Source organism: Actinomyces sp. oral taxon 171 str. F0337 (assembly GCF_005696555.1).
Taxonomy (GTDB): domain Bacteria; phylum Actinomycetota; class Actinomycetes; order Actinomycetales; family Actinomycetaceae; genus Actinomyces; species Actinomyces oris_E.
This window is the reverse complement of record NZ_CP040005.1, coordinates 731,244-744,815: the sequence shown is the minus strand read 5'-3', so window position 1 is coordinate 744,815 and position 13,572 is coordinate 731,244. Positions and strand designations below refer to the sequence as shown.

Genomic DNA, 13,572 nt, shown 5'->3' with positions numbered 1-13,572 from the left:
AACCGCCGTCAGCTCACAGGCTGAGGTTGCTCTTGACGGTGTCGGCCAGGGAGCGGGCGACACGGTCGGCCTCCTCCTGGGTGGCGGCCTCGACCATGACGCGCACGAGCGGCTCGGTGCCCGAGGGGCGCAGCAGGACCCGGCCGGTCTCGCCCAGGTCCTTCTCCGCGGAGGCCACGGCGTCCTGCACGGCCTTGTTGGTGCTGGCGGCGCCCTTGTCGACGTTCTTGACGTTGATGAGGGTCTGGGGCAGGCGGGTGACGACGCTGGCGAGCTCGGCCAGCGTCTTGCCGGTGCGCTTGACGCGCGCGGCCACGTGCAGGGAGGTGAGCACGCCGTCACCGGTGGTGGCGTGGACGGTGTCGATGACGTGCCCGGACTGCTCGCCGCCCAGGGTGTAGCCGCCCTGGAGCATCCGCTCGAGCACGTAGCGGTCGCCCACGCCGGTCTGGACGGTGCGGATGCCGTGCTCGCGCATGGCCAGGATGAGGCCGAGGTTGCTCATGACGGTCACGACGAGTGTGTCGGAGCCGAGAGTGCCGTCGGCCTTCATGCCGATGGCGAGCATGCCCATGATCTGGTCGCCGTCGACCAGCTTGCCGTCGGCGTCCACGGCCAGGCAGCGGTCGGCGTCGCCGTCGTAGGCCACACCCATGTCCGCTCCGACCGCCTTGACGTAGTTCTGCAGCTGCTCGGGGTGGGTGGAGCCGCAGTTGTCGTTGATGTTGAGGCCGTCCGGGGAGGCGTTGATGACGATGACCTCGGCGCCGGCGGCCCGCAGCGCGGCGGGGCCGACGACGGAGGCGGCACCGTTGGAGGCGTCGACGACGATGCGCAGCCCGGACAGGTCGGTGGCGACGGAGTCAACGAGGTGGTTGATGTAGTTCTGGTCGGCGACGGTCTCACCCTTGATGACGCGGCCGACATCGGCGCCGGTGGGGCGGTCGTTGACCTTGCCCAGGAGGGAGTCGATCTCGTCCTCGACGGCGTCGGCGAGCTTGTAGCCGCCGCGGGCGATGAACTTGATGCCGTTGTCCGGGAAGGGGTTGTGGGAGGCGGAGATCATGACGCCCAGCTCGATGTCCTGGGTGGCCGTCAGGTGGGCGATCGCCGGGGTGGGCAGGACGCCCACACGGGTGACGTCGACGCCGGAGGAGGCCAGGCCCGCACTGATGGCGTGGTCGAGGAACTCTCCGGAGGCGCGGGTGTCGCGCCCCACGATGGCGCGGGGACGGCCGCTGCGTGGTCTCCGGGCGGCAGGGGTGTCCTTGGTCAGGACGCGGGCCGCGGCCTCACCGAGCTGCACGGCCAGGGTGGGCGTGAGCAGGTCGTTGGCCAGGCCGCGTACGCCATCGGTTCCGAAGAGACGAGCCATGGAAATCCTCCTGAAAGGGTGATGAAACAGCACCATCCTGCCACGGGGCGCCGGGCATCGGGGCCCAACCTTCGACCAACACAAAAGGTCTGATGTCCTGCGGCGGCCCCGGCACTGCGGATTCCACCCGAGATCGCGCCCATCACCGCGGTATATCGGCTGCATGTTGGCTGCGCACCGGCCCCGACGGTGCCGCCTGAGTGAGTCACCACCGCCCCTGACACATGACGATGGCGGCCGCCCCGGGAGGGGACGGCCGCCATCGCAGGCAAGCGGAAGGAGGTCCCGGCCCGTTCGGCCGGACCCCGTCCAATCAGCGCTTGGAGTACTGGGGGGCGCGGCGGGCCTTGTGCAGACCGGCCTTCTTGCGCTCCACGATGCGGGAGTCGCGAGTGAGGAAACCGGCCTTCTTCAGGGTGGCGCGGTTGGCCTCACGGTCGATCTCGTTGAGCGCGCGGGCGATGCCCAGGCGCAGGGCACCGGCCTGGCCGGAGACGCCACCGCCGTTGATGCGGGCGACGACGTCGAAGCGGCCCTCGAGGTCCAGGATGGTGAAGGGGGCGCGCACGAGCTGCTGGTGCAGCTTGTTGGGGAAGTAGTCCTCCAGGGAGCGGCCGTTCAGCGTCCACTGACCGGTGCCGGGAACGAGGCGCACGCGGGCGACGGCCTCCTTGCGGCGACCCAGGCCGGAGCCGGGGGCGGTGATGGACTGGCCGCGACCCGGAGCGGACTCCTCGGTCTCGGTGGTGTAGCTGGAGGGGGCGTTCTCCTCGTCCAGCGCGTCGATGTCGACAGTGGTCTCAGCCACGATATGTCCTTTGCTTGTCGCGGGGTGCCGAGCGCTGGAGCGCTTACTGGGCGACCTGGGTGATCTCGAACGTCTTCGGGCTCTGGGAGGCGTGCGGGTGCTCGGCACCCGCGTAGACCTTGAGCTTCTTGAGCTGGGCGCGACCGAGCTTGGTGTGGGGAACCATGCCCTTGACGGCCTTCTCGACGGCGCGCTCAGGGCGGGTGGCCAGCAGCTCGCGGTAGGAGACGGCGGTCAGGCCCCCCGGGTGGCCGGAGTGCCGGTAGGCGAACTTCTTGTCAGCCTTGCCGTTGGTGAGGGCCACCTTGTCGGCGTTGATGATGACGACGTAGTCGCCGCAGTCCTCATTGGGAGCGAACTGGGGCTTGTGCTTCCCACGGAGCAGGGTGGCGGCCTGGGCCGCGAGTCGCCCCAGGATGACGTCGGTGGCGTCAATGACGTACCAGTTCTTCTCGACGTCGCCGGGCTTCGGTGTATACGTGCGCACGGGCGTTGCCTTCGTTTCTCTTGGCGAGTGGGCACGCCGAAGCGCGGTGAAGCGTTCGCGGTTCGGCGAGACCACCATGGTCAGGTGAGTGGTCGGAGCACAGGCGATCCGGGGCGAGTGGGACGGCACCGCGGACACGCACACACGTGCTGCACGACGATTGCCAACAGTACCGGGCGTCCCACGGAGGGGTCAAAAGGTGCGGCTTTCCAGTTCCGTGAATCGCACCACGCGGCTCGATGGGTTCTTGGCCGCGGATCAGCAGCTCAGACGCCGGGTGGTGCGGGCGCGCTCGACCTGGGCGGCGAGCTCGTCGTCGGCCGGGTACGTGACCTCCTCCAGGGTCAGCCCGTGCGGCGGGGCGACGGGGGCGGCACTCTGGCGCGTGCGGGCGGCCAGGAGCTCGCCGGGCCAGGTGACCGGCTTGCGCCCCTGACCGACGGCGAGGCCGGCCCCCACCAGGGATCGGACCATGGAGTGGCAGAAGGCGTCGGCGACGACGGTCAGGACGACGAGCCCGGCATCCGGCCCGGCCTCGGACCGTCGCCACTCCAGTGCGCGCAGGGTGCGGATCGTCGTGGCGCCGTCGCGGGGCTTGCAGTAGGACAGGAAGTCGTGCTCACCGAGCAGAGCGCGGGCGGAAGCGGCCATGGCCTCGACGTCGAGCACATCGGGCAGCCACAGGACGGTGGCGCGCCGGGCCGGGTCACGCGGGGCGCAGGCGTCGGCGATCCGGTAGGTGTAGCGGCGGCTCAGGGCGCCGAAGCGGGCGTCGAAGACCTCCGGCACGGTGCGCGCCCCGGTGACGACGACGTCGCCGGCCCCGCGCGGCGTGCGCGCCAGGCTCTCCTGGGCCTCGCGGGCCAGGACGCCCGCCACCCGGGTGAGCAGGGCGGCCTCGGGGCGGCGCTCGGAGCGTCCGGGCAGTGCGGCCCAGGCCTCGGGACTCACGTCGAGGTGGGCCACCTGGGCGGCGGCGTGGACGCCGGCGTCGGTGCGTCCGGCCACGGTGAGGCGGACGGGCTCGCGCACAACGGTGGCCAGGGCGCAGGTGAGGACCCCCTCGACGGTGCGCAGCCCGGGCTGGGCGGCCCACCCGGAGAAGAAGGTGCCGTCATAGGCCAGGTCGAGGCGGATACGTGGCATGCCACCATTGAACCGCACCGGCCTCACGCTTCCACTAGGCTCGCGGCCGTGAGCACAACGACTCTGTCCGTGGACTGCGGAGGCGGCGGCATCAAGGCCTCGGTGCTGGATGCCGAGGGCAACATCATCTCCCGCGCCGTGCGCACCCCGACCCCCTACCCGCTGCCGCCGACGAAGCTGGTGGAGACCATCGCCTCACTGGCCTCCCAACTGCCGGGCGCGGACCGGGTGACGGTGGGGATGCCGGGCATGATCCGCCACGGGGTCGTCATCGCCACGCCTCACTACATCACCAAGGACGGCCCGCGCTCCAAGGTGCTGCCCGAGCTGGTGGAGGCCTGGGCCCGCTTCGACATGGGCGCCGGCGTCTCGAAGGCCCTGGGGATCCCCTCCCTGGTCCTCAATGACGCCGAGGTCGCCGGGGCCGGCGTCGTCACGGGCCACGGGCTGGAGATGATCGTGACCCTGGGCACGGGCCTGGGCAACGCCGTCTTCGACAACGGCCTCCTGGCCCCGCACGTGGAGGTCTCCCAGGGGCCGGTGCGCTGGGGGCTGACCTATGACGACTACATCGGCGAGCACGAGCGTCTGCGCCTGGGCGACGCCCACTGGTCGCGCCGAGTGCGCCGTGTCGTCGACGCCCTGCGCCCCATGTACCTGTGGGACCGCCTCTACCTGGGTGGCGGCAACTCGCGGCGGATCACGGCGGCCCAGCTGGCCAGGATCGGCGACGACGTCGTCGTGGTCCCCAACGAGGCCGGTATGACCGGGGGCGCACGCTGCTGGGACATGACCCGTCCCTAGCTCCATTACTCCCTCCACCGCTGGCTCCCTCCCCGGAGCCGGGCTCAGTCGAGCCGGCCCCCCGTGAGGCACTCGACGCCGTCGACGCCGTCAAGCCCGGAGAGGGCCTCGACGAGGTTGGCGGCGGGCCGCTGACCGTGGAAGCGCATGACGGCGTTCATGGTGCGCCCGTGCTCGCCGCGAGTCACCTCGGTCTCCTCCAGGGTGGCGGTGAAGCCCGACGCGGTGGCGACCTGGAGGATCTCGGGCATGATGGCGCTGCCGATCTCGTAGTCGATGCGCACGGTCACCTCGCCGCGGCGGCGCTGCAGGCGCGAGGTGAGGGGGCCCAGCAGGAGGACGACGATGTAGTCGAGTGCGACCGCTGTGGCTGCCAGGGGGATCATGCCAGCCCCGCAGGCCATGCCGATGGCGGCGCTGAGCCAGACGGTCGCGGCGGTGGTCAGGCCCCGGACGGTGTCGTTGTTGACGAAGATGACCCCGGCGCCCAGGAAGCCGATGCCGGAGACGATCTGCGCGGCCACACGGCTGGGGTCCACCGCAACGTCCGCGCCGGTGATCGGGGCGAAGCCGTAGGCGGACACGAGGGTGAACAGGCACGAGCCCAGTCCCACCAGGACGTGTGTCTTGACACCGGCGTCCTTGTGGCGCAGATGGCGCTCGGCGCCCAGCGTCAGGCACAGGAGGAAGGTGGCGAGCATCGCGACGACCTGAACCCCCACGTGATTCAGGCTGAACAGCGTGTTCACACTGACTCCCTTCCCTGCGATCACTGTGCCTGCCCTGCCGGCACCCCACCGGCACTACGCCGATTCTAAAGGAGCGCCTGGCGGGCCGCGTCCTCGGTGACATCTCCCCATCGCGGCGGCGCACACGCACCGTTTAGCGTGAGCCCACCACTGTTCCCCCAGTTCCTGAGGCTTGTCCGACGTGTTGTCCTCCCCCTGCGCCACCCCTGAGGGGGGCGCTCGCGCCGGTCGGCTGCTGGAGCTCAGTGAGCGCCTGGCCGAGTCGGGCCGTCGTGGGGAGGCGCTGGATGCTGCACGGGAGGCATGCCAGGTTCTCCGGGGCCTGGCCCGGCTCACCCCGAACACCTACCTGGCCGACCTCGCTGAGGGCCTGTCCGTCATGGCGGCCCGCCTGCGCGAGGCGCGCCGCATGCGTGAGGGGGTCGCGATCTCGCGAGAAACGGTCCGGATCCGACGGCGTCTGACCCGGCACGACTACGACGCCCACATGCCTGGGCTGGCACTGGCTTTGTGCCGCCTCGCCGTCGTCCTGAGCGCCTCCGGCGATCTGCGTGACGCCCTGGCCAGCGCGCAGGAGTCCGTTGACCTCTACCGGAGCCTGAGCCGGCATGATCCCTTCTGCGACGAGACCGGTTTGGCGGAGGCTCTGTTCACACTCGCTTGCTGCCTGAGTGAGTCCGGCCGGCCGAGCGGTGCCTTCGTCACCGCCCAGCAGGCCCTCACCGTCCGACGGCGTCTGGTCCGGGCTGATCCGGATGTGCACACGCGCCGACTCGCGGCGGACCTGGCCCGTCTGGCTCCCCGACTGCGCACGGTGGGATATGTCGATGAGGCCCTCGAGCTGGCCCAGGAGGCCGTGGGTCTCTACCGCCGCCTCGATGAGGAGGAGATCGGTTCCTGCACCGGCGATCTTGCCGGTGCCCTGGAGGTGCTGGCCGCCTGTGGGGCCGCCGTCGGGCGCCGAACCAAGGCCCTGGAGGCGGCCGAGGAGGCCGCTGCGCTCTACCGGGGACTGGCCCGCCGCACGCCGACGCTCTACTCACCGAAGGCCGCCCATGCCCTGGGGACACAGGCTCGGCGCCTGAGCGACGTGGGGCGGCACCGTGAAGCACTCGCCGCGGGCGAGCAAGCAGTCAACCTCGCTCGCGCTCTGGCCCACAGCACCCCCGACACCCACCTGCCCGACCTGGCAGACGCCCTCACGGTCCAGGCCACCTGCCTGCGTGACGGCGGCAGCCTGAACCGCGCTCTGGCTTCGGCACGGGAGGCGGTCAGCATTCGACGCGCCCTGGAGCACAGCCGCCCCAGCACTGAGACCCCGGCCCTGGCTGAGTCCCTGTACGTCCTCGCCGTCTACCTGTACACGGCCGGGCAGCTGCAGGAGTCCTTCGCGATGGCCTGGGAGGCCATCGACATCTACCGGCAGCTGGTCCGCACCAACCCGGCTCCTCATACCGCCGATCTGGCTCGGGCGCTCAATATCCTCACCTTGAACCTCAGCCGGGCCGGGCGTGCGCACGAGGCCCTGGCCGCGGTGCAGGAGGCGGTCACCTTCTACCGGAGTTTGGCCCAGGTCGATCCGGCCGCCTACAAGCCGGACCTGGCGGCCTGCCTGCACAACCTGGCCACGTGCCTGAGTGACGTCGGGGACCGCTCCGCCGCCTTGGCCGCGATCCGGGAGACGGCGGCCATCCGCCGAGAACTGGCCGAGCGCGACCCGGCGACTCACGCCCCGGCGCTGGCCCCGTGCCTGCACCGACTCACCAAACGCCTGGCCGAGGCCGGTCACCGAGGCGAGGCCCTGGAGACCGCACGGGAGGCGGTCGCCCTCTACCGGAGCCTGGCCCGCAGGCGCCCGGAGGACTTCAGCCGGGGGCTCGCCGGCGCGTTGGGAACCTACGCGTCAGTCCTTGAGTGGGCGGGCAGGGAGGCCGACGCCGCCCGCATCCGCCAGGAGAGCGAGGCCATGACAGAGGACAAGGCCTTGGAGGACTCCATCAGGGGATTCTGAGGGGCGGCGCCGGCCCGGCGGCGCTGGCGCACGTGGTGGACTCGAAGCCGGGCGGATCGAGGACTGCGTTCTGCGCCCAGGACGTACTTCTCCCCCATACGACTGCGGCCCGCCCCCAGTGATCTGGAGGACATCGCAGTTCTCGTCAACGAAGTACGTCCCCGATCAACCGCAGCCGAGGCAGACGGCCTGTACTAACCATAAGCTCGACCCCGTCACCCATCAGCCGAGGTCGAAGGGAACGACCACAACAGACCTACGCAACCGCACTGTGCGTCACGGCCGCCGTCCGTCCGTAGTGGCAGCGGTAGGGGAACCGTGAGAAACCGAACGGCTGCTCGGTAGACTGCCCTACATCAGTCTTCCTCTTCTCCCCGAGGTCCGTACCGTGACAGAGCCGTCTCCCTCTCCCGTACCGACGACGTCCTCAAATCCATCGTGGCTCGACTGGATCGGTCAGCTGGACGACCTGTGGGCGAACCATCCTTTCATCGCAGCCACCCTCGGAGCCCTCATCGCTGCCCTTATCACCGCAGTTGTTTCAGGGATCGGTTGGGCACTCATACAGGTATGGAGAAAGTGGCAGCAATGGCGGCACCAGCAGCGCATTGCCAGGCGCAGACAACAACTTCCACCGGTTCTCCTTCCGTTCACAGTCGAGATTGGAAACCAACGGCTGACCCTAGAACCCGCGCAACCGCAGCACAACTTCGCACCAGAAGGTATGAGCATCGTCCGGCTTCTGGGAGCCAAATCCACCCCAACCCCCTTCCTAGACCGTGCAGGAGCACTCGCCCGATTGGAAACGTGGGCGCGAAGCGAGGAGCGATTCGCGATCCACATTCTGGGCGGGGACGGCGGGTCTGGGAAGACTCGCCTCGGGGTGGAGCTCTGCCGACGCCTCACCACGCCAAACGCTCATCACCGAGGCACTGAGGTCTGGCAAGCCGGATTCCTTCAGAACATCGAACAGTCCGACAGCACCTCGACCAGCGACGACGCTTCGTCGCTGCTACTCGTGGTCGACTACGCAGAGGCTCGACCAGAGACGGTCACAGAGGTCATCAACATTGCTCTCCGCGCAGCCGAGGATCCTGCGAGGCAACGAGTGCGGATCACCTTCCTGGTTCGCCGCCCGTCTCCGCTTTCGGTCACCCATCGAAGTTCCAACGAATGGCTTGATGCTCTTCGCCCGCAGGAGTCCAAGGATGAGGGCCTCAACCGCGTTCTTGATGAGGCCTCAACAATCATACTTAACGATGAAGAGCTATCGGACACAGAACGAAAAGATCTGTTTACTCATGCATACAGGGCGTTCACCTGCTCTCCCGAGTCTACGCCATCGCCCGAACTTACTGGTCGACTCAGTGATCCTGTGTATTCGCAGCCCCTGCTCGTCACAGTCGACGCCTTCCTGAACGCACACCCCCTGCCAAATCCCCAGATTAGCTGCTCGCCGAGCGAGTTGTTCGAGGAAGTTCTTCTCCACGAGGAGCACTACTGGGTCGAACACTGGCCTCAGAGTCTCGCCGTCAACACCGACCGAGAACGACAGAATGACGGCGCAGCAACTCCCATCGACGCACAGGACGAGAAGCGACGATCCCTCAATCGGGAACTGGCGCGCCAGGCAGTGGCCGCCGCCACGCTCGCCGATATCCAGGATGAAGAGGACGCTATCAGCCTTCTCCGACTTCTTCCGGCCACCCCCGACAAAAACACCGATGACCTGGCCAAGTGGTTGCGAGACTGCTACCCACCCCCCACGAACGGTAACGGGCACTCGACCTTGTGGTGCAAAAACCTTGAGCCGGACCGCATCGGCGAGCACCTCATTGTCTCCGAGGCTGACGACCTAGTACCTCTTCTCCAAGAGCTTTTGTCCCCGAGCAGAGTGGGAACGTCATCCCTACGAACCTGGACTGTCCTCGAACGCATATCAACAGATCCTCACCTCGATGGGCACGTAGGACGAATCCTCAACGATGTGCTAGCGGAAGTCACTCAGGCAGTTCACACAGAGACCGTCAACTCCCAGAGCCCAGACCTCGCAGCGGGCTTCGCCAAACTCATTAACGCAGTACGTCCCCACATTGACCCTAACAAGGCCCACGAGGCACAGCAGACTCTATCCGATAGTGGATACTTCACCGCATTGTTGGAATACGAGCTTGCTCAATGTTCAGCCAATATCCTCCCTCCGACAGATGACTCCTCTGAAATTGATCGAGCAACCTATGCTTCACGGAGACTATCACTTAGCAGATGCTTGGCCAATATCGGAAGACACGATGAGGCCCTCAAAGCCGTACGAGAAGCAACCAAGCTCTACCGGACCCTGGCCGAGCACAACCCAGGCACCTACACCCCCAACCTCGCCAGCTCCCTCAACAACCTCGCTGGCAGCCAGGCGGAGAACGGGCAACCGCACGACGCCTTGCAGACCGTCCACGAAGCCACCAACCTCTACCGGACCCTGGCCGAGCACAACCCAGCCGTCTACACCCCTGACCTCGCCCGCTCCCTCAACAACCTCGCCATCTATCTGGACAGCAACGGACAACCACACAAGGCCCTGCAGACCGCCCAAGAAGCAGTCACCATTCGCAGAAAACTAGCCAAGCACAACCCAGCCGTCTACACCCCTGACCTCGCCCGCTCCCTCAACAACCTCGCCATCTATCTGGACAGCAACGGACAACCACACAAGGCCCTGCAGACCGCCCAGGAAGCCACCAACCTCTACCGGACCCTGGCCAAGCACAACCCAGCCGCCTACACCCCCGACCTCGCCGTGTGCCTCATCAACCTCGCCAACCGCCTAGCTGACAACGGACAGCACCATGAGGCCCTCCAGACCGCCCAGGAAGCCACCAACCTCTACCGGACCCTGGCCAAGCACAACCCAGCCGCCTACACCCCCAACCTCGCCCGCTCCCTCAACAACCTCGCCATCTATCTGGACAGCAACGGACAACCACACAAGGCCCTGCAGACCGCCCAAGAAGCAGTCACCATTCGCAGAAAACTAGCCAAGCACAACCCAGCCGCCTACACCCCCGACCTCGCCGTGTCCCTCAACAACCTCGCCATCTATCTGGACAGCAACGGACAACCACACAAGGCCCTGCAGACCGCCCAGGAAGCCACCAACCTCTACCGGACCCTGGCCAAGCACAACCCAGCCGCCTACACCCCCAACCTCGCCGTGTCCCTCAACAACCTCGCCAACCGCCTAGCTGACAACGGACAGCACCATGAGGCCCTCCAGACCGCCCAAGAAGCCACCAACCTCTACCGGACCCTGGCCAAGCACAACCCAGCCGCCTACACCCCCAACCTCGCCAAATCCCTCAACAACCTCGCCAACCGCCTAGCTGACAACGGACAGCACCATGAGGCCCTCCAGACCGCCCAAGAAGCCACCAACCTCTACCGGACCCTGGCCAAGCACAACCCAGCCGCCTACACCCCCAACCTCGCCAAATCCCTCAACAACCTCGCCAACCGCCTAGCTGACAACGGACAGCGCCATGAGGCCCTCCAGGCCGCCCAAGAAGCCACCAACCTCTACCAGAAGCTGGTCAGTGAGCATTTCCAAGCCTTCAGTGGCAGCTTCGCAACCACTCTCGAAACGTACGCAAGCATCCTAGAGCGGAGTGGCAACGCTAAGGAGGCCGCCCGCATCCGGCAGGAGCGCAACGCGGTCCTCAAGCGGATGAAGGAGATGGAGGAGGACGACGCCTGACGCTCCGCCACGTCGCCATCGTCCCCTACCGCCGACAAACACGGGGAGGGCCGGTCACCATCAGGTGACCGGCCCTCCCGGAGTATTAGCTCAGAGCGTCAGCTCTGGCTCACTTCTCGACCTTCTGGGCGGCGGCGCCGCCGGCGGGGGCGAAGCCCGCGGCCTCGGCGTCCTCGGCGCTGGCGAACCAGACCTCGGCAACCGTGGCGTCGTACCAGCGCGAGCCGGGAACGTGGTACTTCATGGAGTCCTCGTTGCCCTTGACCAGGTGGTCGTCGTCGGGAGCGTCAGTGGCGCCCTCCTCGAGGCGGACCGCGCCGGCGTACTCGGCCTTGTCAGCCTTCTCAGCCTTGTCGGCCTTCTCCTCAGCCTTCTCGGTCGTGGCCTTCTTCTCGGCCTTGTCCTCGTCGGCGACGGCCTTCTGGGCGGCCTTCTTGGCGGTGGCGACCGCGTCCTCCACGATCTCCTTACGGGCAACCGGCTCCAGCACCAGGGAGATGACCGCCATGGGGGCGTTGTCGCCCTTGCGGGGGGTCGTCTTGATGATGCGGGTGTAACCGCCCTCGCGGCCCTCGAACTTGGGGGCGAGCTCCTCGAAGAGGCGGTAGACGGCGTACTTGTCCGTCACCTTCTTCAGCACGGTGCGGCGGGCGTGCAGGTCACCGCGCTTGCCCTTGGTGATGAGCTTCTCGACGTAGGGACGCAGGCGACGAGCGCGAGCCTCCGTGGTCTTGATCGACTCGTGAACGATGAGCTGCGTAGCCAGGTTGGCGAGCAGGTGACGCTCGTGCTGGGCACTGCCGCCCAGACGGGGACCCTTAGTGGGGCGAGGCATGGTTGTCTCCTAGGTGAATAACGAGCCGGCTCAGGCCTGGGTCTCGTCGCTGAAAGTGGGGTTGGCGTAGTCGTCGTCCGAGACGTAGTCGACCGGGGAGCCCTTGAGGGAGAGCCCCAGCTCGGCCAGCTTGTCCTTGATCTCGGAGATGGACTTGGCGCCGAAGTTACGGATGTCGAGCAGGTCGGCCTCGCTGCGCGAGACGAGCTCACCGACGGTGTGGATGCCCTCGCGCTTGAGGGCGTTGGAGGAGCGGGCCTGCAGGTCGAGCTCGTCGATCATGAGGGCCAGGTCCTGCTGGAAGGCCTCGTCAATCGGAGAGGGGCCGACCTCGATGCCCTCGGCCTCGACGTTGAGCTCACGGGCCAGGCCGAAGAGCTCCACGAGCGTCTTGCCGGCAGAGGCCAGGGCGTCACGCGGGGTGATGGAGGACTTGGTCTCGACGTCGACGATGAGACGGTCGAAGTCGGTGCGCTGCTCCACACGGGTGGCCTCGACGGAGTAGGAGACCTTCTTGACCGGCGAGTAGATCGAGTCCACCGGGATGCGGGAGATCTCCGCGTTGGGGTCCTTGTTCTGGTTGGCGGAGACGTAGCCGCGGCCACGCTCGACCGTCAGCTCGATCTCCAGCTTGCCCTTCTCGTTGAGAGTGGCGATGACCAGCTCGGGGTTGTGGATCTCGACGCCGGCCGGCGGGGTGATGTCACCGGCGGTGACCTCGCTCGGACCGGACTTGCGCAGATACATGACGACCGGCTCGTCGTTCTCCGAGGACAGGACGATCTCCTTGATGTTGAGGATGATCTGGGCGACATCCTCCTTGACCCCGGGGATCGTGCGGAACTCGTGGGGCACCCCGTCGATGCGGACGCTGGTCACGGCCGCCCCCGGGATGGAGGACAGCAGCGTGCGGCGCAGGGAGTTGCCGAGCGTGTAGCCGAAGCCGGGCTCGAGGGGCTCGAGCACGAAGCGCGAGCGGCGGTCCTCGACCACGACCTCCTCGGTGAGCGTGGGTCGCTGTGCAATGAGCACGTGGTTTCCTTTCGTCGCGGCGCCCGCTATATGACGCCGTTCCTCATGGGTGGAGCCGCCGGCCCGACCGGGCCGGCCCTACTCCGCGTCCCACCGTGGGGGCGGAACGTGGTGAGACGACGACGCAGCACCGGCTGCGCCGTCGTCCCGTGAAGCTCAGACGCGGCGGCGCTTGGGCGGGCGGCAGCCGTTGAAGGCCTGGGGGGTGACGTCGGTGATCGAGCCGACCTCGAGGCCGGCGGCCTGGAGGGAGCGGATCGCGGTCTCGCGGCCGGAGCCGGGACCCTTGACGAAGACGTCAACCTTCTTCATGCCGTGCTCCTGGGCGCGCCGGGCGGCGGCCTCGGCGGCGAGCTGGGCGGCGTAAGGGGTCGACTTGCGCGAGCCCTTGAAGCCGACCTGGCCGGAGGAGCACCAGGCGATGACGGCGCCCTGCGGGTCCGTCAGCGAGACGATGGTGTTGTTGAAGGTGGACTTGATGTAGGCGTGACCGTGGGTGACGTTCTTGCGGTCCTTGCGGCGCGTCTTGCGCGCGGCGGGGCGGGTCTTGGGAGGCATTCTTCCTTCTTCGTGATGA

The 13,572-nt window shown here is 67.6% G+C and carries 12 protein-coding genes; 3 read left to right on the top strand and 9 right to left on the bottom strand.

Annotated features, from left to right (window positions below):
• Positions 1–13 precede the first annotated feature (13 nt).
• The 4 genes from glmM to truA all read right to left on the bottom strand — a co-directional run bounded on the left by glmM (position 14) and on the right by truA (position 3,816).
• On the bottom strand, positions 14–1,375 hold the full coding sequence (gene glmM, locus FBF36_RS03285) for a phosphoglucosamine mutase (protein WP_034490900.1): 1,362 nt from the start codon (positions 1,373–1,375) through the stop codon (positions 14–16).
• 313 nt (positions 1,376–1,688) lie between these two features.
• Positions 1,689–2,183: a 30S ribosomal protein S9 gene (gene rpsI / locus FBF36_RS03280; protein WP_003789348.1), complete on the bottom strand. Its 495-nt coding sequence runs from the start codon at positions 2,181–2,183 to the stop codon at positions 1,689–1,691.
• Positions 2,184–2,226: 43 nt separating this feature from the next.
• Positions 2,227–2,670: a 50S ribosomal protein L13 gene (gene rplM / locus FBF36_RS03275; protein ID WP_009393332.1), complete on the bottom strand. Its 444-nt coding sequence runs from the start codon at positions 2,668–2,670 to the stop codon at positions 2,227–2,229.
• Between the two features lie 258 nt (positions 2,671–2,928).
• The gene (gene truA, locus FBF36_RS03270) at positions 2,929–3,816 is read right to left on the bottom strand and encodes a tRNA pseudouridine(38-40) synthase TruA (RefSeq protein WP_138137165.1); all 888 of its coding nucleotides are present in this window, start codon (positions 3,814–3,816) and stop codon (positions 2,929–2,931) included.
• Positions 3,817–3,864: 48 nt separating this feature from the next.
• Between truA and FBF36_RS03265 the strand changes: the two genes are divergently transcribed.
• Positions 3,865–4,620 (top strand): ROK family protein, encoded by a 756-nt coding sequence (locus tag FBF36_RS03265; RefSeq protein WP_034491980.1) that lies wholly within the window; start codon positions 3,865–3,867, stop codon positions 4,618–4,620.
• 44 nt (positions 4,621–4,664) lie between these two features.
• Here the strand turns inward: FBF36_RS03265 and FBF36_RS03260 are convergent, their stop codons facing one another.
• Positions 4,665–5,393 (bottom strand): MgtC/SapB family protein, encoded by a 729-nt coding sequence (locus tag FBF36_RS03260; RefSeq protein WP_138137163.1) that lies wholly within the window; start codon positions 5,391–5,393, stop codon positions 4,665–4,667.
• Positions 5,394–5,550: 157 nt separating this feature from the next.
• Here FBF36_RS03260 and FBF36_RS03255 point away from each other — a divergent pair, with 157 nt between their 5' ends.
• Positions 5,551–7,380, top strand: coding sequence for a tetratricopeptide repeat protein (locus tag FBF36_RS03255; protein ID WP_034491979.1), 1,830 nt, complete (start codon positions 5,551–5,553; stop codon positions 7,378–7,380).
• A 1,267-nt stretch (positions 7,381–8,647) separates the two neighbouring features.
• Here FBF36_RS03255 and FBF36_RS13410 read toward each other — a convergent pair.
• Entirely contained in the window at positions 8,648–9,211 is a 564-nt protein-coding gene (locus tag FBF36_RS13410) for a hypothetical protein (RefSeq protein WP_225792449.1), read from the bottom strand.
• 438 nt (positions 9,212–9,649) lie between these two features.
• On the opposite strand from FBF36_RS13410, the gene FBF36_RS13405 reads away from it, so the two are divergent.
• The gene (locus FBF36_RS13405; RefSeq protein WP_225792448.1) at positions 9,650–11,128 is read left to right on the top strand and encodes a tetratricopeptide repeat protein; all 1,479 of its coding nucleotides are present in this window, start codon (positions 9,650–9,652) and stop codon (positions 11,126–11,128) included.
• Between the two features lie 109 nt (positions 11,129–11,237).
• Here the strand turns inward: FBF36_RS13405 and rplQ are convergent, their stop codons facing one another.
• From rplQ to rpsK, 3 genes are all read right to left on the bottom strand, one after another.
• Positions 11,238–11,963 (bottom strand): 50S ribosomal protein L17, encoded by a 726-nt coding sequence (gene rplQ / locus FBF36_RS03245; protein WP_009396410.1) that lies wholly within the window; start codon positions 11,961–11,963, stop codon positions 11,238–11,240.
• A gap of 30 nt (positions 11,964–11,993) precedes the next feature.
• A complete protein-coding gene (locus FBF36_RS03240; RefSeq protein ID WP_034492318.1) occupies positions 11,994–12,995 on the bottom strand; it encodes a DNA-directed RNA polymerase subunit alpha in 1,002 nt (333 codons plus the stop codon).
• A gap of 156 nt (positions 12,996–13,151) precedes the next feature.
• Positions 13,152–13,553: a 30S ribosomal protein S11 gene (gene rpsK, locus FBF36_RS03235; RefSeq protein ID WP_009396406.1), complete on the bottom strand. Its 402-nt coding sequence runs from the start codon at positions 13,551–13,553 to the stop codon at positions 13,152–13,154.
• Between the last annotated feature and the right edge of the window lie 19 nt (positions 13,554–13,572).

What these genes read in the sequence shown, in the direction of transcription:
- glmM (WP_034490900.1), bottom strand. Translation starts at nt 1,375, where the DNA reads ATGGCTCGTCTCTTCGGAACCGATGGCGTACGCGGCCTGGCCAACGAC.
- truA (WP_138137165.1), bottom strand. Translation starts at nt 3,816, where the DNA reads ATGCCACGTATCCGCCTCGACCTGGCCTATGACGGCACCTTCTTCTCC.
- rplQ (WP_009396410.1), bottom strand. Translation starts at nt 11,963, where the DNA reads ATGCCTCGCCCCACTAAGGGTCCCCGTCTGGGCGGCAGTGCCCAGCAC.
- rpsK (WP_009396406.1), bottom strand. Translation starts at nt 13,553, where the DNA reads ATGCCTCCCAAGACCCGCCCCGCCGCGCGCAAGACGCGCCGCAAGGAC.